We start from the raw sequence: 17,840 nt of genomic DNA on the forward strand, positions 1-17,840 counted from the left end.
CGGCACGCCGCCGCCGTCGTCGTTATGGCTCGCGACTGAACGGCTCACGGCTCACGGCACATGGCTCACGGCTCACGGCTCACGGCTTACGGCTCACGGCTTACGGCTCGAACTTGTAGCCGAGGCCGCGGACCGTCACCAGGTACCGCGGGGCACCCGGGTCCGGCTCGATCTTGGCCCGCAGGCGCTTGACGTGGACGTCGAGGGTCTTGGTGTCGCCCACGTAGTCCGCGCCCCAGACCCGGTCGATGAGCTGCATACGGGTCAGCACGCGGCCCGCGTTGCGCAGCAGCATCTCCAGCAGGTCGAACTCCTTCAGCGGCAGGTCGACCTTCGACCCGGAGACCGTGACCACGTGACGGTCGACGTCCATCCGCACCGGACCCGCCTCCAGCGCCGCCGGCGTCACCTCCTCCGGCTCGCCGCGCCGGCGCAGCACGGCCCGGATCCGGGCGACCAGCTCCCGCGAGGAGAACGGCTTGGTGACGTAGTCGTCGGCCCCTATCTCCAGCCCGACGACCTTGTCGATCTCGCTGTCCTTGGCGGTCACCATGATGACGGGGACGTTGGAGCGACCGCGCAGTTGGCGGCACACCTCCGTGCCGGGCAGACCCGGCAGCATCAGGTCGAGGAGGACGAGGTCGGCGCCGTTGCGCTCGAACTCGTCGAGTCCGTCGGGCCCGGTGGTCGCGACGGCGACCTCGAAGCCCTCCTTGCGGAGCATGTACGACAGGGCGTCGGAGAAGGACTCCTCGTCCTCGACGACGAGCACTCGGGTCACGGAAGGACCTCCGGGGCGGGAAGCGGTTCGTACGGGGATGAGACGGTGGGGGTCGTCCCGTAGGGCGGGCCGTCCTCGTCATCGAGGTCGGACGGATGATCGGTCGCACGGTCGCGGGCCGCACCCGCCTCCGGCAGCCGCAGGGTGAAGGTGGAGCCCTGACCCTCGGAGCTCCACACCGTGACCTCCCCGCCGTGCGAGGCGGCCACATGCTTGACGATCGCAAGGCCGAGGCCGGTGCCGCCCGTGGCACGGGAGCGGGCCGGGTCGACGCGGTAGAAGCGCTCGAAGATGCGCTCCTTGTCCTTGTCGGAGATGCCGATGCCCTGGTCGGTGACCGCGATCTCGATGAGGTCGCCGCCGTGCGCGGACACCCGGCGGGCGGCGATGCCTACGCGGGTGCGGGCGGGCGAGTAGTTGACGGCGTTCTCCACGAGGTTGCCGAGGGCGGCGGCGAGCTGTCCGCGGTTGCCCCACACGTGCAGTTCCGCGGGGCCTCCCAGCCCTCGTCCACCACCACCCTGATCGGGCCCTTCGGGCACCCATACATTCGAGGCCATGGTGATCTGCTTGGTGGTGGCCGCGTGCCGGCATCGGTCGATGGCCTCGGCGACCAGTTCGTCGACGCGCACGGGCTCGGCGTCCTCCAGCGGGTCGTCGTTCTGCACCCGGGAGAGGTCGATGAGCTCCTGCACGAGGTTGGTCAGGCGGGTGGCCTCGACCTGCATCCGGCCCGCGAAGCGCTGCACGGCCTCGGGGTCGTCGGAGGCGTCCATCACGGCCTCGGAGAGCAGCGACAGGGCACCCACCGGTGTCTTCAGTTCGTGGCTGACGTTCGCCACGAAGTCGCGGCGCACCGCCTCTATCCGGCGGGCCTCGGTGAGGTCCTCGACGAGCAGCAGGACAAGCCGGGAGCCGAGCGGCGCCACGCGCGCGGAGACGGCGAGCGCCTCCCCGCGTCCGGTGCCGCGCCGCGGCAGGTCCAGCTCGACCTGGCGTATCTCGCCGTCGCGCCGGGTGTCACGTGCCATGTGGAGCATCGGCTCGACGGCGAGCCTGCCGCCGCGCACCAGCCCGAGCGCATAGGCTGCGGAGCTGGCCTTGACGACGGCGTCGGCCTCGTCGAGGACGACGGCCGAGGAGCGCAGGACGGACAGCACCGTGTCCACGCCCGGCGGCAGCACGGGGTCGGTGTGCAGGGAAGTGCGGGTGGGGCGCTTCTGGTCGCGCTCGCTCCAGCGGAACGCCAGCATGGCGATGACACCGGTGAGCACTCCGGCGATCGCTGCCGCTGCGGCGACCGCCGCGTTCACGTCCATGCGTCCAGATTAGGCAGCTCCTCGCACCTGCCCACAGCCATCGGAGTGCGACCTCGAACACTCGTCGCCCAGAGTTCACCTGGGAGCCAGTATTGGTTCATTCGGGATGGCGGAAACAGTCGCGTACGGGCCGGAACGTGGGAGCGTGGGGTGCGTAGGGCGCCGTGTCCGCCGTGTTCTCGTCATGGCGGCGGTGTTCTCGTCATGACGGCGACGGGCCCCGGCGCCCGACCCCCCGGCCCCCGGAGCAGACGTAAGAGAGGGACACCCAGATGCGGGACGCGTACCACGAGGAACTTGACTCGATCGGTGACAGCCTGGTCGAGATGGCCCGGCTGGTCGGGTCGGCGATCGGGCGTGCCACGACGGCCATCCTCGACGCCGACCTGAAGCTGGCGGAGGCCGTGATCGAGGCCGACCAGAAGGTCGACGACCTCCAGCACGACCTGGAGGCGCGCGCGATAGCCCTCCTGGCCCGCCAGCAGCCGGTGGCGACGGATCTGCGCATCGTGGTGACGTCGCTCAGGATGAGCGCGGACCTCGAGCGCTCGGGCGACCTCGCCCAGCACGTCGCGAAGCTGGCCCGGCTGCGCTTCCCCGAGCGCGCCGTGCCGCACGACCTGCACGCCACCATCCTGGAGATGGGCCAGCTCGCCCAGCGCCTGATGGCCAAGGCGGCCGAGGTGATCGTCACCAAGGACGTCGACCTGGCGCTGCAGCTCGAGCAGGACGACGACGAGATGGACCTGCTGCACCGCACCCTCTTCCAGCACCTGATCGACGAGCGCTGGAAGCACGGCATCGAGACCGCCGTGGACGTGACCCTGCTGGGCCGCTACTACGAGCGCTACGCCGACCACGCTGTCGCGGTGGCCAAGCGGGTGGTGTACCTGGTGACCGGCGAGCACGCGGACGCCCTCCAGCCCGATGTCCAGCCGGTGACGGGCGTCGAGGGCGCGTGACGGGGAGCCCGCAAGGGGCCTGAAGAAGGCCGGCCGGGCGGGTACGAGCCCCCGTGCGCCGTTGATGCGCCCGGCCGAGCGGGCATGCAATGGGCGGAGGCACCAGTCTCGACATCCTTCGAGGAGCGACTCATGGCCGAGACCCCGAGCACGTCCGACCCCACGCAGGAGCGCGAGACCCAGCAGCCCGCCGAGATCGCAAGCCTGCCGCTGGTCGGCGCCTGCGGCTGCGGCTCCGGCTGCGGATGCGGATGCCAGTCGGGCGCGCCCTGCCAGTGCGGCTGACGGCACATCGCGCACGACAGCACGACAGCACGGCAGCACGACAGCACGACAACGGAACACGGACCTACGACGACGAGGGGTCCCGGCGCACTGCCGGGGCCCCTCGTATGCGTGGGAAAGCCCACGAGCGCAGCATGAAAGAGAAGGAAGGAAAAGAAAGGAAGGGAAGGGAAGGGAAGACGGGGGCGGACCAGGAACGAGGTACCAAGCCATGGCCCAGTTCATGGACATCCACCGCGGTATGAGGGGCATCACGGCCGATCAGCTGAGTGCGGCACACCAGGCCGACCTCGCCATCGAGGAGGAAGAGGGCGTGCACTTCCAGCACGCATGGGCGGACCCGGAGTCCGGAACGGTCTACTGCCTGTCCGAGGCCCCTTCGGCCGAGGCGGTCCAGCGCATCCACGAACGCGCAGGCCACAAGGCGGACGAGATCCACCCTGTCCCCCTGTCGACCTGAAGCCGCCGACCCCCTGTCGACCTCACGCGGCCACCGGACGGGCACCGGCTCAGAGCCCCCGCGCCTCGAACGGTTGACCGACACATGGCAATGATTGAGTAAAACCGCCTCCGCGGGAAATGGTGCGCACTCGCGCGGCGTTCGTCTCCTTGGAGGGTGTTCCGCGCCGTCCGCACAGGCATGCCCGCAGCAAGGAGGAACGCCACGTGAGCCAGTACGTCACCAGGCTCGGGCGTCGCTCCCCGGCGACCACCTCGCGGCTGCGGCTGCCGCACCGCAGGCCCCGCCGTGTGGCCATGCTCTCCGTGCACACCTCACCGCTGCACCAACCCGGCACGGGTGACGCCGGCGGCATGAACGTCTACATCGTGGAGCTGGCCCAGCGGCTCGCCGACCTGGGCATCGAGGTCGAGGTGTTCACCCGGGCCACCACGGCCGCTCTGCCGCCGGCCGTCCAGCTGACCCCGGGCGTGCTCGTCCGGCACGTCGACGCCGGACCGTACGAGGGGCTGGCCAAGGAGGACCTCCCGGCCCAGCTGTGCGCTTTCACGCACGGTGTGATGCAGGCGTGGGCCGGTCACCGCCCCGGCTACTACGACCTCGTGCACTCCCACTACTGGCTCTCCGGCCACGTCGGCTGGCTGGCCGCCCAGCGCTGGGGCGTCCCCCTGGTGCACGCCATGCACACCATGGCCAAGGTCAAGAACGCCAACCTCGCCGAGGGCGACACCCCCGAGCCCGCCGCCCGGGTCATCGGTGAGATGCAGATCGTGGCCGCCGCCGACCGGCTCATCGCCAACACCTCCGAAGAGGCCGACGAACTCGTACGCCACTACGCCGCCGACCCCGGCAAGGTGGCCGTCGTCCATCCCGGGGTGAACCTGGAGCGCTTCCGGCCCGCCGACGGCCGGGCCGCCGCCCGGGCCCGGCTCGGGCTGCCGCAGGACGCGCTGATCCCGCTCTTCGCCGGACGCATACAGCCCCTCAAGGCGCCCGACGTGCTGCTGCGCGCCGTCGCCGTCCTCCTCGACGAGCGCCCCGAGCTGCGCTCCCGCATCGTCGTGCCCGTCGTGGGAGGCCCCAGCGGCAGCGGGCTCGCCAAGCCGGAGGGGTTGCAGAAGCTCGCCGCCCGGCTGGGCATATCCGACGTCGTCCGCTTCCGGCCGCCGGTGCGGCAGGACGAGCTCGCCGACTGGTTCCGCGCGGCGTCCGTCCTGGTGATGCCGTCGTACAGCGAGTCCTTCGGGCTCGTCGCGATCGAGGCACAGGCCGTCGGCACGCCGGTCCTGGCGGCCGCGGTCGGGGGGCTGCCCGTCGCCGTGCGGGACGGGCACACCGGGTTCCTGGTCGAGGGCCACGATCCCGCCGCGTACGCGCGCGTGCTGCGCGATTTCGCCGACGACCCGCAGCTGTGCGCCCGCATGGGCGAGGCCGCGGCCCGGCACGCCGGGTCGTTCGGCTGGGACGCGGCGGCCTCCGCGACCGCCGGGGTGTACACGGAGGCCATGCAGGCCCACCGCCGCCGGGCGCGCGCCCACCACGGCTGACACCTCGCGTACGCTGCCTGACATGTCCGATGAGCAGCGCGCCGCACAGGTCATCGAAGGGGTCCTGAAGGACGCCGAACTGGAGTGGGAGAGCCCGCAGTCGGGCTCGTTCGTCGTGAAGCTCCCCGGGACGCGAAAGCTGTCGACGACCGTCTCACTGATCGTCGGCCGGCACTCGCTGTCCCTCAACGCCTTCGTGATCCGCCACCCCGACGAGAACGAGCCCGCGGTGCACCGCTGGCTGCTGGAGCGCAACCTCAAGCTCTACGGGGTGAGTTACGCCGTCGACCCGCTCGGCGACATCTACCTCACCGGCCGGCTGCCGCTGGCCGCGGTCACCCCGGACGAGGTGGACCGACTGCTCGGCTCGGTCCTGGAGGCGGCCGACGGCAGTTTCAACACCCTCCTGGAGCTGGGTTTCGCGTCCGCGATCCGCAAGGAGTACGCCTGGCGGGTGTCCCGCGGGGAGTCCACCCGCAACCTGGAGGCGTTCAGTCATCTGACCCAGCGACCCGAGAACTGACCTCCCTTCATCGCCGCACGACCCCTTCCACACCGTGGAACCCCGTGGCATGCTCACCGCCAGCACAGTTCTGAACATCGTTCACATCCATGGACTTTATCTCTCGGGCTCGTCCCGGGAATCCTTGGAAGGCGGTTCGGGCATGGGCAAGGGGAACGCGGACCTCAGCAGACGGAGCCTGCTCGCAGGCGCCATCGCCGTGGCGGCCGCCGCCGCCACCGGAACGACGACGGCGGCCGCCACACCGTCCAGGGGGCAGGTGCCCGTCCTGTGGCACGAGTTCGTCCGCGCGCCGTTCACCCATCCGCAGATCCCGTACGTGGGCCGGGCCGGTCACCGGCGCGGAACGGCGCGCTTCCCCCGCCGCCCCGTGGTGGCCGACGTGACCGCCTACGGAGCCGTGGCGGACGGCACGACCGACTGCGCCCCCGCGATCAACCGTGCCATCGCCGACGCCGGAAGGGCCGGCGGCGGCACGGTCACCATCCCGCCCGGCACCTTCCGCCTCGACGGCCTGATCCACATCGGGTACGACGGCGTCGTGCTGCGGGGCGCGGGCAGTGACCGTACGACGCTGTACGCGACGAAGAACCTGACCGAGCTGATCGGCGTCTACGGCTCCCGCTACGGCGGCACCAAGTCGTCCTGGTCCTGGGCGGGCGGCCTCATCTGGCTGGCGCCCAAGGCCCGTTGGGACTCCCTGGTCGCGGCCATCCGGGCGCAGGCATGGCCGTTCGAGGGCTGGACCGGCAACAAGCGCGACGAGTGGGAGACGCTGACCACGGTGTCCCCGGCCAGGCAGGGCTCCTGGACGGTCACGGTCGCGGACGCCCGCCGGCTGAGGCCGGGCCGACTGGTCCTGCTCCGCCTCGCGGACGACGCCGGCCACACCCTTCTGGAGCACATGTCGGGCGGCGGCCCCGGCCCACAGGCGTACTCCTGGGACGACAAGACGAAACTGACGTCCTACGTCCCCTATGAGTGGCCCGTGCGCGTCGCGCGCGTGGCGGGCCGGAAGGTCACGTTCGAGCGACCTCTTCCGCTGGACGTGCGCCCGGAGTGGGATCCGCGCCTGACCACGCACGTACGGGAGCTGAGCGGCGCGGGCGTCGAGGGCCTCACCCTCCAGGCGATCGAGACCCCGCAGTCCCAGCACCTGCTGGACAAGGGTTACAACGGGGTCGTGTTCCAGTGCGCGTACGACTGCTGGGCGGACGACGTCGTCGTGCGGCACGTGGACAACGGCTTCGGCCTGGTCGCCGCCTCCTCCTGCACACTGCGCCGCACGCGCGTGGCGGGCCGTGGCTCGCACCACCCCTACTTCTGCCGCGAGGGCTCGCACGACAACCTGATCGAGGACTTCACGATCGAGCAGCGGACCGTGCCGGCCCCGCCGGACACCCAGCTCCACGGCATCAACGTGGAGGGCCTGTCCTCGTACAACGTCTGGTCGCGCGGTGAGATGCAGATGGGCACGTTCGACTCGCACCGGGGACTGCCGTTCGCGAACGTCCGTACGGACATCACCGTGAACAACAACGGCCGTCACGGCGGTGACGCCATCGCCGGGCCCCTCTTCGGCGCCCGCTTCACCCACTGGAACATCCGCGTGACGAACGGCCGTGCGGGCCTGATGAAGATCGACGGCCTGGCGCCGTACTCCGCCACAGTCGGCATCGACGAGGTCACGGAGTTCGACCAGATCGACGTGCCCGACTTCACGGGCGACCTGCACTCCCGCCTGGAGCTGTACGGCACGACGGACGCCGTACGGCCGCGGAACCTGTACGAGGCGCAGCGGGGGCTGTGACCGGTGTGGGGCCGGCGGGTGCCGTGACCAAGGCGGAGCCGGCGGGCCGTGACCAGGGCGGGGCCCAGCGGGGGCTGGGCCCTGGACGATGCCGGCGGGGGTGGTGACCGGGTCGGCCCGCCTCAGGCCGCGCCGACCTCCGCCGCTCCCGCCGTCTCCTTCTCCGTCCCCCGCGCCGGCTCCTCCCCCGGGAGGCGGCGCATCAGCGCGGCGTAGCCGACCCCGGCCGTCGTACCGACCACCGCGCACAGGCCCCACAGCCACTCCGCGCCCAGCCGGTCGATGACGAAGCCGGACAGCAGCGGCGCGACGAGCGAGGCCACCGACCAGGACAGGGTGTACATGCCCTGGTAGCGGCCGCGCCCGTGCACCGGGGAGAGGCGTACCACGAGGCCGGTCTGGGTGGGCGCGTTGACGATCTCCGCCAGCGTCCACACGCACACCGTCAGCGCGAAGACACCGACCGAGCCCGCGAAGGCGGTCAGCCCGAAGCCGTACCCCGCGAGCACGGAGGAGACCACCAGCAGCCGGCGCGGGTCGCGGTGCTCGATGAAGCGGGTGACCGGGATCTGCAGCGCGACGATCAGCACGCCGTTGACGGCGATCGCCATGCCGTAGTCCGCGGGCGAGAACCCGGCCTCGCCCATGGCGACCGGCAGACCGACGGACCCCTGCTGGAAGACGAGCGCGACGAGGAAGGACAGCCCGACGACGCTCATGAAGCGGCCGTCCCGGACGACGGTCCCGAGGCCGACGTCGCCCGCGGCGTCCTTGGCGGTGGGAGCGGGCCGCGACTCGGGCAGCTTCGCGAAGACGACGACCGCGCAGACCAACGTCATCCCCGCCTCGATCAGGAACCCGGCGAGATAGCTGAACTCGGCGATGAAACCCGCCGCCATGGAGGACACCGCGAAGCCCAGGTTGATCGCCCAGTAGTTGAGGGAGAAGGCGCGCACCCGGTCCTCGGGGCGCACGATGTCGGCCATCATCGCCTGCACGGCGGGCCGGGAGGCGTTGCTCGCCATGCCGACGAAGAAGGCGACGGCGGCGATGGAGACGGGGTCCCGCACGAACCCGAGCAGCGCCACGAACCCGGCGGTCGACGTCTGCGCGATCAGCAGGGTGGGCCGCCGCCCCAGCCGGTCGGCCATCACGCCCCCGCCGAGCGAGGAGACGACACCGCCGAGCCCGTGCAGCGAGGCGACGAGACCGGCGTACGAGGCGGAGTACCCGCGGTCCAGGGTCAGGTACAGCGCCATGAAGGTGGCGACGAAGGCGCCCAGCCGGTTGACGAGCGTGCTCGTCCACAGCCACCAGAACTCGCGGGGAAGCCCCGAGACGGTCTCGCGGGCGGCACGTCTGACGGCGGCGATCGACATGAGGGTCCCCCACGGGCGTAGGCGCATGTAAGCGGCTCGAACGGTGATCACAACTTACAAACGCGCGGCAGGGAGGGGCCACTCAATTAACAGATGCCGTCAACTGTCGTACGGCGCGGGAACCGTCCGCCGACCGACTGTCCGCCTGCCGAGCGGGCCGTACGAGGGGGTGAATGCGTGGATTACGCTCTGAGGCATGGCCGACGCACCGTACAAGCTGATCCTCCTCCGCCACGGCGAGAGCGAGTGGAACGCGAAGAACCTGTTCACCGGCTGGGTGGACGTCAACCTGAACGAGAAGGGCGAGAAGGAGGCGGTCCGCGGCGGTGAGCTGCTCAAGGACGCCGGCCTGCTGCCCGACGTGGTCCACACGTCCCTCCAGAAGCGCGCGATCCGCACCGCGCAGCTGGCACTGGAGGCCGCCGACCGCCACTGGATCCCGGTCCACCGCTCCTGGCGCCTGAACGAGCGCCACTACGGCGCCCTCCAGGGCAAGGACAAGGCCCAGACGCTTCAGGAGTTCGGCGAGGAGCAGTTCATGCTCTGGCGCCGCTCCTACGACGTGCCGCCGCCCCCGATCGAGGACGACTCGGAGTTCTCCCAGGCCGACGACGCGCGCTACGCGACGATCCCGCCGGAGCTGCGCCCGAGGACGGAATGCCTCAAGGACGTCGTCTTCCGCATGCTCCCGTACTGGTACGACGGCATCGTCCCCGACCTCCTGGCCGGCCGCACGGTCCTGATCGCGGCCCACGGCAACAGCCTGCGCGCCCTGGTCAAGCACCTGGACGGCATCTCGGACGCCGACATCGCCGGCCTGAACATCCCGACGGGCATCCCGCTCTCCTACGAACTGGACGCCGACTTCAAGCCGATCACTCCCGGCGGCACGTACCTCGACCCGGAAGCGGCCGCGGCGGCGATCGAGGCGGTCAAGAACCAGGGCAAGAAGAAGTAGGGATTGCGATCATGCCCCTGAGCTGCGCAGATGTCGCGGCTCAGGGGCATTTTCACGGCCTGGGCCCTCTCTGGACCCTCATGCCCCCGGGTCCTGAAACGGGCGCGGGCCCCCCGGGGTACACCGCAGATCCTGGGCGTTGGTCAGGCGGCGGCCCGGGAGGCGGCGCGCAGCGGCGTGAGCGCGGTGCTCCAGGCGACGACCTGGTCCAGCAGAGCGTCCAGTGCGGCGGCGCTGTGGTCGGCCGGCTTGAGGGTGGTGTAGTTCTCGAACTCGGTCATCAGTGACAGCATGACCTGCCGGCCCACGCAGGCCATGTCCAGGGCGCCGCAGACCAGCCGTAGTTGTTCGGCCGCCCGGGCGCCGCCGACGACGCCGTAGGAGACGAACCCGACCGCCTTGTTGTTCCATTCCGCAAAGAGGTAGTCGAGGGCGTTCTTGAGCACCCCGGAGGTGGAGCTGTTGTACTCGGGGGTGACCAGGACGAACCCGTCGAACGAGGCGATCCTGGCCGCCCACGCCTGCGTGTGCGCGTGCTGATAGTGGCCGTGCATGGCCCCGAGCGGCTCGTCCAGGTGGGGGAGCGGGTGGTCACGCAGGTCGATCAGCTCGAACTCGGCGTCGGTGCGGCGCGATGCGGTGTCATGGACCCACGTGGCGACCTGTTCGCCGTTGCGGCCCGGGCGGGTGCTGCCGAGGATGATGCCGATCCTGATCACGTCCGATTCTCCTGTTCTGTTTCTGGTGCAGCTGGTGCGACTTTTTGTGGCGCGGCGCATCTGTCAGCGGGCGTCCGCGTCGCGCGGGGGCACGGAGCCCGTCAGGGGGCTTTCGTCGAGGTACCGGATCTCGTAGACGCGTTCGGTGAACTTCCATCCGTCCGGGGTGCGTTGGTAGCGGTCGTGGTAGATGGCGTAGTTCACCCCGGACCGGCCGTCGCGGCCGCGCCCGACTTCCGACATGTACGCACGGCCGGACGCGGTGTCGCCGTCGAGCTGGATCAGGCCCGGATGGGTGTTCTGCACCAGGAAGTCCACGAACTCCGGTACCCGTCGGCCCCAGGCGCGGATCTGCTCCTGGCCGGTCATCTCGGCGGGGATGTCGGGCACCCGCCACACGCCGTCCGGTGTGAACAGCGACGCGACACGGTCGTAGTCGCGCATCATCACCGCATCGGTGAACTCGCCGCGCAACGCCTCGATCTCGACCCGGTCCGCGATCACCTGAAAGTCGCTCATCGTTTCCTCCCTGTCACAGCCACGGGGCTGCTGTGCCGGTGTCAGCAGTACGACGGCGCAGCTCCCCCAGATGTCAGGCGGGACGCCGACCTCACATTCCGGTGCGCTGTCCCGTCGATCCGGTGAGTGCGCATCCGATCGGCGCAAGGCAAGGGGAGGACCGTGACCACCGGAGACGATCAGAGCCTGGGCGCGATCATGAGCGAGCGGCGTCAGCTGATCAATCTCGCCTACCGGCTGCTGGGCTCCCTGGCCGAGGCCGAGGACGCCGTCCAGGAGACCTACGCCCGCTGGTACGCCATGTCCCGCCGACAGCAGGACGCCATCGAGTCCCCCGGCGCCTGGCTGACGAAGGTCGCGAGCCGCATCTGCCTGGACCTGCTTCGCTCGGCACGGGCCCGGCGCGAGCGCTACGTGGGTGAATGGATCCCCGAGCCGCTGCCCGAACCCACCCAATGGACCACCGCGTCGGCAGGCGGCGCCACGGCCGACCCGGCCGACAGGGTGACGCTCGACGAGTCGGTCAACATGGCCTTTCTCGTCGTGCTCGAATCGATGACCCCGGCCGAACGCGTCGCGTTCATCCTGCACGACGTCTTCCGCTACTCCTTCGCCGAAGTCGCCGAGATCGTCGGCCGCACACCCGCCGCCTGCCGTCAGCTGGCCTCCTCCGCCCGCCGCCGCATCCGCGCCTCCCAGACGTCCGCGACCTCGGCGGCCCACCAGGCCGGCATCGTCAGGGACTTCAAAGAGGCTTGGCAGGCCAAGGACATCAGTGCCCTCATCGGCCTCCTCGACCCCGACGCCACAGTGGTCGCCGACGGCGGCGGCGTCACCAGAGCCTCACTCCGCCCCATCGAAGGCGGCGAGCGGATCGCGCGCTACCTGACCGACCTCTTCGCGAGGGCACCCGGCACGGTGACCATCGTGGAACGCACGGTCAACGGCCGGCCCGGCCTGGTCGCCCAGCAGGACGGCCGCACCGTGGCGGTATACGCGTTCGACATCGCCGGCGATCGGATCACCCACATCTGGGCGGTGCTCAACCCCGCAAAGCTCCGCCCCTGGACGACGGGCTGACCCGGGTCGTCGAGCGCGACATGCTCGGCCGTGCTGGTCGCTTCCGCGTCCGTCGTAGTGTGCTGTGCGTGAACGGGACCCCGCACTTGCCGACGCAAGAAGACATGGAACTGATCGAGTTGGCCCGGCGCATTGTGGAGGCCAACGGCGACGGGGAGGTGCACACGGTTGGCGCCGCTGTCCGGGATGCCCGGGGACGCACGTTCGGTGGCATCAACCTCTACCACTTCACCGGCGGGCCCTGTGCGGAGCTCGTGGCGCTCGGGCATGCCCGTGCGGCGGGGGCGCGTGACCTCACGACGATCGTTGCGGTCGGCGACCGGGGCCGCGGTGTGCTCGCGCCGTGCGGTCGTGACCGACAAGTCCTCCTCGACCACCATCCAGGCATCCGCGTCCTGGTTCCGACGCCCGATGGAGTCCGCAGCATCTCCATCGCCGACCTCCTGCCGCACAGCTATGTGTGGGCGGAGCAGGCCGTGCCCTCCGAACCGGACTGTCCTGAGCCGGCCAGGCCGTCCCTGCACTTCCATCGGGACTATCTCGACGCCGTCCGCACGGGCCGGAAGACGACGACCGTACGCCGGGACCCGGTTGCCACGGGGCCGGTCGACATGGTCTTCGAGCTGGACGAGGAGGTGGTACTGAAGGGTGTCGTCACGCAGATCACGTCGAAGAAGGTCGGCGAACTGACCGAGCAGGACGCCATCGCCGACGGGTTCCGCGATCTCGCGGAACTCCACGACAGGCTGCGGTACCACTACCCCGACATCGGTTCCGCCGATGACATCGCCATCGTCCACTTCCGCTTGGCCGACGCCTGACCCGTGCGTGTGGGAACCCTTGGGTGATCCCGCAGGGTGAGCCGATGGCTTTCGACTGGGCTCGCGATCGAGTCGGACCGTCTCTGGGCCGTCCGAGGTCGCTCGGCAGCGGACAGCCCTGTAGAGAGGTGGACCAGGTCAGGTCAGGGCCGGTACGAAGCCGCCGCGTGAGGTGCCCGAGCCCAGCAGGAAAGGCCAATCGAGCACCTCGGGCAGTCGGTCCATGGACAGGACGACTGCTCCGCCGGCCCCTTCGACGTCGGCGCACCAGTCGGCCATGTCACCGGGGGCAGTGTCCCCCTCCGCTCCGCCGAGCACCGGGGCGGCAAGAGCAGGGACGACGAGTCCGTGCTCGCCCGGTCCATCCACGACACACAGCGTGAGCCTGGGGAGGATGTTCCAGCCTTCACAGAGGGGCACTGCCCCGTCCGGCACGGTCAGTGCCGGAAGGACATGGTGAACAGGCGCGTCGGCCAACAGGAGCACGGGCGTGGCACCACGGACGAACAGAGTTTTCTCAGGCTCCAGAAGCACGGGCCCACTATCGCAGGCGGGACCATCAGGCCCGCCCCCGGGCCGCCCGCCGACCGCGAGTTGATGCGGAGCTGACGGGACGCCCCCCTGAGGCACGTCCCGCGGCAGCGGACGGCCCGAGTGCATGACTCGGGCCGTCCCGGGGACTCGGCGGCGAACCCCCCTAGCAGCACCGAGGCGTCAGCCGCGGCGGCTCGTCCGGGCGAGGGCCTGCACGAAGCGGAGGGCGTCCACCGTGCCCACGCCGGTGGCCATGTCGTAGCCGTTGACGGCCTTGTAGCCGGTGACGCCCTCATAGCTGTTGTCCGTGCCGTCGTTGACGTCGACGATGCCGGAGTTCTTCTGCTTGAGGAGGCTGTACAGCGCCCCGTTGATGTTGCCCACCCGGTGGCCGGCCGCCTGGTCGGCGAGGGCGATGATGCCCGAGAAGAGCGGGCTGGCCTCGCTGGTGCCGCCGGAGACGTCCCAGCCGGTGGCGGTCGGGTCGAAGCTGGAGTAGACCCAGGCGCCGCCGTTGACCGCGGCCGCCATCGACACGTCCGGGGTGCCGCGGCGGGTGCCGACGACGTTCTTCACGCCGCTCTGGAAGGCCGGGCGGGGGAAGACGTGCGACTGGCCGCCGCCGCCCGCGCCGTAGTCGTTGTAGACGCTGTCCGGCTTGACGCGCTGCCCCTTGTCGTTCAGGTGGAGCTGGGTGCCGCCGATGGAGGTGACCAGCGGGTCCGAGGACGGCCAGGAGTTGACGGGCTTCTTGTAGTAGGTCTTGCCGTCCGCCATGAGGTCCGTGGCGCCGCCGTCGCCGGAGGAGGCGAGGACCGTCACGTGCTTGCGGTTCGCGTCCTGGAAGGCGTAGCGCAGGTTCTTGATGCTGGAGAAGTCGCCCTTGTCGAAGCCGGGGAACGTGTTCTCGGTGGCGCCGAAGCTCTGGCTGATGACGTCGCCGACCCCGTGGTCGATCAGGTACTTCTCGGCGTTCATCATCTCCGGGAGACCGGTGGTGCCTTCGGTCTCGGAGACCGCCGTCTCCACCAGGACGATCTTGGCGTCGGGCGCCACGGCGTGGGCCATCTCGACGTCCAGGGAGGTCTCGCCGGCCCAGCCGGTCATGTCGGAGTTCTTCGGGTCGAAGGGGGGCACCTTGCCCCACTTGACCACCTTGACCTTGGTGCTGGGCAGGCCGAACTGCTTGCTGTAGACGTCGAGGTCGTGCTGGACCGTCGGGGAGCCGAACGAGTCGACGATGACGATGGTGCGCCCCTTGCCCGTGACGCCCTTCTTGTACAGCGGGTTGAGGTTGTACGCGGTGCGGTACTGGAGCGGGTTGTAGCAGGCGATGTGCCACTTGGCCTGGCACTGCTCGCTGGTGAGCGGGCTGGCCACACCATGGATGAGCGTGTGCCCGACGACGGCCGGAACCGCCTTGGTGTGCGGTACGGCGGCGGGCGCGGCGGTGGTGACGCCGGCCAGCGGAGCGGTCGCCAGCGCGGCGACGGCGAGGGCGGCGGTGGCGGCCGTGGAAGCCGCGACACCCCGCCCGGTACGGGCTATGTGCATGAATCCCCCTGAGTGGTCCGGAGTCGCACGAAGTGGTCTCCGCACATCCCACCCACTGAGTCATGCACAGGACAAGATCGTTGAACTGTAGATGCCGAATCCTTTACCGGCTCGGGGGCAGTCCCGGCGTCGGAGTTGTCCACAGGCCGGTCCGGCGGTCCGTCCCGCCCCCTTACTCTCGTAGGCATGTCAACCCGCGTCGCGTCCCGCCCCGTGGGTACGGTGACGCGCGGGACGACCAATCCGAATCGGCTGCGCCGGATGGATCGCTGGATCGCAGCGGTCCATGGGGCCGAGCTTCGTCGTACGGCGGAGCCCGTGGCCGTCGACCTCGGGTACGGGGCCGCGCCCTGGACCGCGGTCGAGTTGCTGCGACGGCTGCGTGCCGCCGCGCCCCGCACCCGGGTCGTGGGGGTGGAGATCGAGCCCGCCCGGGTCGAGGCCGCGCAGCCGTACGCCCGTGAGGGGCTGGTCTTCCGGCACGGCGGGTTCGAGGTGCCCGTGCCGGGGCGGCCCTCGCTCATCCGGGCGGCGAATGTCCTGCGGCAGTACGAGGAGGGCGAGGTCGTCGCCGTCTGGGAGCGGCTGTGCGCCCGGCTCGCCCCCGCCGACCCGGCGTCCGGCTCCCGCGGCGGGCTGCTCGTCGAGGGCACGTGCGACGAGATCGGCCGCCGTCACGTGTGGGTCGCCCTGGGCCCCGAGGGTCCACGCACCGTGACGTTCGCCACCCGGCTCGGTTCCCTCGACCGCCCGTCCGACCTGGCCGAGCGGCTGCCGAAGGCGCTCATCCACCGCAACGTCCCCGGCGAGCCCGTGCATGCCTTCCTGCGCGACTTCGACCGCGCCTGGGCCGCCGCCGCACCCTACGCCGCGTACGGCGCGCGCCAGCGCTGGATACGCAGCGTCCGCCGGCTGACGGCGGACTGGCCGGTCACCGACGGCCCGGCGCGCTGGCGCCAGGGGGAAGTCACCGTGGCCTGGGGGGCCTTGGCGCCCCGCACATGACCCCTGCCCGACCTGCGAGGAACGATCTTCCTGAGTCCTTCGTCACACTCGCGGGAAGATCGCCGTACGCGGGCCCGTGACAGGGGAGGGAGATCGTCGTACGAGGTGCGGCAGGTGGGGGAGTTTTTTGCGCGGCCAGGTCCCGTCTCTGTGACTTTGCGCCCGAGCGTGGCACGATCCCCAGACGTCTCGTAGGTTACTGACGGTAAATCAGCTTTGGGGGAAAGGTATGGGATCCGGGAAGCGGACCCTCGTCACGGCGGCCATCGCTCTGGTCTGCACGGTCACCGTGCTGGGCACACCGGGCGCGGCATACGCGAGCCCGGAGCGGCCGGACCCGAGACCCACTCCGTCCGACCGCTCGGCCGCGGCCGCGGCCACGGCGTCGGCGTCGGCGTCGGCGTCGGCGTCGGACGAGGTTCTCGAATCGGTCCGTAGAAAACTGGACGCGCTGTACCACGACGCGGCGGTCGCCACCGACGCCTACAACGCGGCCGAGGAGAAGGCCGAGAAGCAGTCGGCGCAGATCGTCCGGCTGGCCCGGGAGATCGTCAAGGGCCAGGAGAGACTCGCCGAGTTGAAGGACCGTGCCGGCGCAGCGGCCCGCGCCCAGTACCGCGGCGGCGGCCTTCCGCCCGAGATGCGGCTCTGGCTGAGCCGTGATCCCCAGGAGTTCCTGGACGACGCGGGCACGGTCCGCCAGGGCGAACACGCGACCACGGGACTGATCGCCGAGTTGACGCGTACGCAGAAGGACTTGAAGCAGTACGCGAGCGACGCCGCCGACGAGTGGAAGAGGCTCGACGCCAACCGCAAGGCCAAGGCCGAGGCCAAGAAGGAGATCGAAAAGCAGATCGCCGCGGCCGAGGAGCTGCAGTCCCGGCTGAAGGAGCAGGAGCGGGAGCGACTGCAGAAGCTGGAGGAGCAGGCCGCCCACCAGGCACAGACCGCCTGGCTGGACTCCGGGATACTGAAGGAGATTCGCGGCAGAGCATCCGAAGAGGGGCAAAAGGCCGTACGGTTCGCGACCGATCAGATCGGCAAACCCTATGTATGGGGGGCAGAAGGGCCGAAATCGTACGACTGCTCGGGGCTGACGTCCCAGGCCTGGGCCGCGGCCGGCGCGCCCATCCCCCGCACCTCGCAGGAGCAGTGGAAGCAGCTCAAGCACGTGGACATCAAGGACATGCGCCCCGGAGACCTGATCATCTACTTCTCCGACGCCAGCCATGTGGCGATGTACATCGGCGACGGCGCGATCGTCCACGCCCCGCGCCCGGGGCGGACGGTGACGATCGCGGGGGCCGGATCCATGCCGATCCTGGGGGTGGTGCGCCCGGACGCCGGCTGAACCGGACGTCGACCGGAGACAGGGCCGTGTCGTGAGGTGACCCTCCCCACGTGACGCGGCCCACCCTCCCTCTGGGTGAAACCTGCGCGGGACGTGACTTTCGTCATCCTCGCCGGGATGGTTCCGTGTCCAACTGCGGTAGGGGATGCGGCATATGCCGATGGCCGGTTGCACCACCCCGCCCTGCCGAGCATTCCATTGCGGCCTCGGCTACCGCTATGGTCCCCGTCGGT

The 17,840-nt window shown here is 70.4% G+C and carries 18 protein-coding genes; 11 read left to right on the forward strand and 7 right to left on the reverse strand.

What is annotated here, in order from left to right; genetic code table 11:
* Positions 1 to 100: 100 nt before the first annotated feature.
* On the reverse strand, positions 101 to 781 hold the full coding sequence (locus tag N8I84_RS19125) for a response regulator transcription factor (RefSeq protein WP_015659563.1): 681 nt from the start codon (positions 779 to 781) through the stop codon (positions 101 to 103).
* Positions 778 to 2,100: a sensor histidine kinase gene (locus N8I84_RS19130; RefSeq protein WP_263230673.1), complete on the reverse strand. Its 1,323-nt coding sequence runs from the start codon at positions 2,098 to 2,100 to the stop codon at positions 778 to 780. Before N8I84_RS19130 ends, N8I84_RS19125 begins: the two co-directional genes overlap by 4 nt.
* A 272-nt stretch (positions 2,101 to 2,372) precedes the next feature.
* Between N8I84_RS19130 and phoU the strand changes: the two genes are divergently transcribed.
* The 6 genes from phoU (at position 2,373) to N8I84_RS19160 (ending at position 7,687) form a co-directional block, all read left to right on the forward strand.
* Positions 2,373 to 3,062, forward strand: coding sequence for a phosphate signaling complex protein PhoU (gene phoU, locus N8I84_RS19135; protein ID WP_263230674.1), 690 nt, complete (start codon positions 2,373 to 2,375; stop codon positions 3,060 to 3,062).
* A 132-nt stretch (positions 3,063 to 3,194) separates the two neighbouring features.
* Positions 3,195 to 3,347, forward strand: a complete 153-nt coding sequence (locus N8I84_RS19140) for a hypothetical protein (RefSeq protein ID WP_263230675.1) — start codon at positions 3,195 to 3,197, stop codon at positions 3,345 to 3,347.
* 211 nt (positions 3,348 to 3,558) lie between these two features.
* Positions 3,559 to 3,807, forward strand: coding sequence for an SCO4226 family nickel-binding protein (locus tag N8I84_RS19145; RefSeq protein ID WP_263230676.1), 249 nt, complete (start codon positions 3,559 to 3,561; stop codon positions 3,805 to 3,807).
* 206 nt (positions 3,808 to 4,013) lie between these two features.
* Complete coding sequence (gene mshA, locus N8I84_RS19150; protein ID WP_263230677.1) at positions 4,014 to 5,354, forward strand: D-inositol-3-phosphate glycosyltransferase; 1,341 nt, start codon at positions 4,014 to 4,016, stop codon at positions 5,352 to 5,354.
* A 22-nt stretch (positions 5,355 to 5,376) separates the two neighbouring features.
* Positions 5,377 to 5,877: a type III secretion system chaperone family protein gene (locus N8I84_RS19155; protein ID WP_200421000.1), complete on the forward strand. Its 501-nt coding sequence runs from the start codon at positions 5,377 to 5,379 to the stop codon at positions 5,875 to 5,877.
* Between the two features lie 142 nt (positions 5,878 to 6,019).
* Positions 6,020 to 7,687 carry a glycoside hydrolase family 55 protein gene (locus tag N8I84_RS19160; RefSeq protein WP_263230678.1) on the forward strand — a complete coding sequence of 556 codons (1,668 nt, stop codon included), beginning with the start codon at positions 6,020 to 6,022 and terminating at the stop codon, positions 7,685 to 7,687.
* 122 nt (positions 7,688 to 7,809) lie between these two features.
* Here N8I84_RS19160 and N8I84_RS19165 read toward each other — a convergent pair whose 3' ends face one another.
* The gene (locus N8I84_RS19165) at positions 7,810 to 9,066 is read right to left on the reverse strand and encodes an MDR family MFS transporter (protein WP_263230679.1); all 1,257 of its coding nucleotides are present in this window, start codon (positions 9,064 to 9,066) and stop codon (positions 7,810 to 7,812) included.
* A gap of 196 nt (positions 9,067 to 9,262) precedes the next feature.
* Between N8I84_RS19165 and N8I84_RS19170 the strand changes: the two genes are divergently transcribed.
* Positions 9,263 to 10,024, forward strand: coding sequence for a phosphoglyceromutase (locus N8I84_RS19170; protein ID WP_263230680.1), 762 nt, complete (start codon positions 9,263 to 9,265; stop codon positions 10,022 to 10,024).
* Between the two features lie 143 nt (positions 10,025 to 10,167).
* Here the strand turns inward: N8I84_RS19170 and N8I84_RS19175 are convergent, their stop codons facing one another.
* Together N8I84_RS19175 and N8I84_RS19180 are read right to left on the reverse strand one after the other, a co-directional pair.
* Complete coding sequence (locus tag N8I84_RS19175; RefSeq protein ID WP_263230681.1) at positions 10,168 to 10,743, reverse strand: NADPH-dependent FMN reductase; 576 nt, start codon at positions 10,741 to 10,743, stop codon at positions 10,168 to 10,170.
* 63 nt (positions 10,744 to 10,806) lie between these two features.
* Positions 10,807 to 11,262 carry a nuclear transport factor 2 family protein gene (locus N8I84_RS19180; RefSeq protein WP_263230682.1) on the reverse strand — a complete coding sequence of 152 codons (456 nt, stop codon included), beginning with the start codon at positions 11,260 to 11,262 and terminating at the stop codon, positions 10,807 to 10,809.
* 198 nt (positions 11,263 to 11,460) lie between these two features.
* Here N8I84_RS19180 and sigJ point away from each other — a divergent pair, with 198 nt between their 5' ends.
* Together sigJ and N8I84_RS19190 are read left to right on the forward strand one after the other, a co-directional pair.
* Positions 11,461 to 12,342 (forward strand): RNA polymerase sigma factor SigJ, encoded by an 882-nt coding sequence (sigJ, locus tag N8I84_RS19185; protein WP_263234812.1) that lies wholly within the window; start codon positions 11,461 to 11,463, stop codon positions 12,340 to 12,342.
* A gap of 104 nt (positions 12,343 to 12,446) precedes the next feature.
* Positions 12,447 to 13,163, forward strand: a complete 717-nt coding sequence (locus N8I84_RS19190) for an ASCH domain-containing protein (protein ID WP_263230683.1) — start codon at positions 12,447 to 12,449, stop codon at positions 13,161 to 13,163.
* A 138-nt stretch (positions 13,164 to 13,301) separates the two neighbouring features.
* On the opposite strand, the gene N8I84_RS19195 is transcribed toward N8I84_RS19190, so the two are convergent.
* Positions 13,302 to 13,532 (reverse strand): hypothetical protein, encoded by a 231-nt coding sequence (locus tag N8I84_RS19195; protein ID WP_263230684.1) that lies wholly within the window; start codon positions 13,530 to 13,532, stop codon positions 13,302 to 13,304.
* A 345-nt stretch (positions 13,533 to 13,877) separates the two neighbouring features.
* Positions 13,878 to 15,251: a S53 family peptidase gene (locus N8I84_RS19200; protein WP_263230685.1), complete on the reverse strand. Its 1,374-nt coding sequence runs from the start codon at positions 15,249 to 15,251 to the stop codon at positions 13,878 to 13,880.
* Between the two features lie 186 nt (positions 15,252 to 15,437).
* Here N8I84_RS19200 and N8I84_RS19205 point away from each other — a divergent pair, with 186 nt between their 5' ends.
* Both N8I84_RS19205 and N8I84_RS19210 read left to right on the forward strand, forming a co-directional pair.
* The gene (locus N8I84_RS19205; protein WP_263230686.1) at positions 15,438 to 16,256 is read left to right on the forward strand and encodes a class I SAM-dependent methyltransferase; all 819 of its coding nucleotides are present in this window, start codon (positions 15,438 to 15,440) and stop codon (positions 16,254 to 16,256) included.
* 229 nt (positions 16,257 to 16,485) lie between these two features.
* Positions 16,486 to 17,607 (forward strand): C40 family peptidase, encoded by a 1,122-nt coding sequence (locus N8I84_RS19210; protein ID WP_263230687.1) that lies wholly within the window; start codon positions 16,486 to 16,488, stop codon positions 17,605 to 17,607.
* The last annotated feature ends 233 nt before the right edge of the window (positions 17,608 to 17,840 follow it).

The sequence above is a fragment of the Streptomyces cynarae genome (assembly GCF_025642135.1).
Classification (GTDB): domain Bacteria; phylum Actinomycetota; class Actinomycetes; order Streptomycetales; family Streptomycetaceae; genus Streptomyces; species Streptomyces cynarae.

Coding starts and splice junctions, on each gene's coding strand:
- N8I84_RS19170 (WP_263230680.1), top strand. CDS start 9,263: ATGGCCGACGCACCGTACAAGCTGATCCTCCTCCGCCACGGCGAGAGC.
- N8I84_RS19200 (WP_263230685.1), bottom strand. CDS start 15,251: ATGCACATAGCCCGTACCGGGCGGGGTGTCGCGGCTTCCACGGCCGCC.
- N8I84_RS19145 (WP_263230676.1), top strand. CDS start 3,559: ATGGCCCAGTTCATGGACATCCACCGCGGTATGAGGGGCATCACGGCC.
- N8I84_RS19180 (WP_263230682.1), bottom strand. CDS start 11,262: ATGAGCGACTTTCAGGTGATCGCGGACCGGGTCGAGATCGAGGCGTTG.
- sigJ (WP_263234812.1), top strand. CDS start 11,461: ATGAGCGAGCGGCGTCAGCTGATCAATCTCGCCTACCGGCTGCTGGGC.
- phoU (WP_263230674.1), top strand. CDS start 2,373: ATGCGGGACGCGTACCACGAGGAACTTGACTCGATCGGTGACAGCCTG.
- N8I84_RS19155 (WP_200421000.1), top strand. CDS start 5,377: ATGTCCGATGAGCAGCGCGCCGCACAGGTCATCGAAGGGGTCCTGAAG.
- N8I84_RS19130 (WP_263230673.1), bottom strand. CDS start 2,100: ATGGACGTGAACGCGGCGGTCGCCGCAGCGGCAGCGATCGCCGGAGTG.
- N8I84_RS19205 (WP_263230686.1), top strand. CDS start 15,438: ATGTCAACCCGCGTCGCGTCCCGCCCCGTGGGTACGGTGACGCGCGGG.
- N8I84_RS19140 (WP_263230675.1), top strand. CDS start 3,195: ATGGCCGAGACCCCGAGCACGTCCGACCCCACGCAGGAGCGCGAGACC.
- N8I84_RS19160 (WP_263230678.1), top strand. CDS start 6,020: ATGGGCAAGGGGAACGCGGACCTCAGCAGACGGAGCCTGCTCGCAGGC.
- N8I84_RS19210 (WP_263230687.1), top strand. CDS start 16,486: ATGGGATCCGGGAAGCGGACCCTCGTCACGGCGGCCATCGCTCTGGTC.
- N8I84_RS19165 (WP_263230679.1), bottom strand. CDS start 9,066: ATGTCGATCGCCGCCGTCAGACGTGCCGCCCGCGAGACCGTCTCGGGG.
- N8I84_RS19190 (WP_263230683.1), top strand. CDS start 12,447: ATGGAACTGATCGAGTTGGCCCGGCGCATTGTGGAGGCCAACGGCGAC.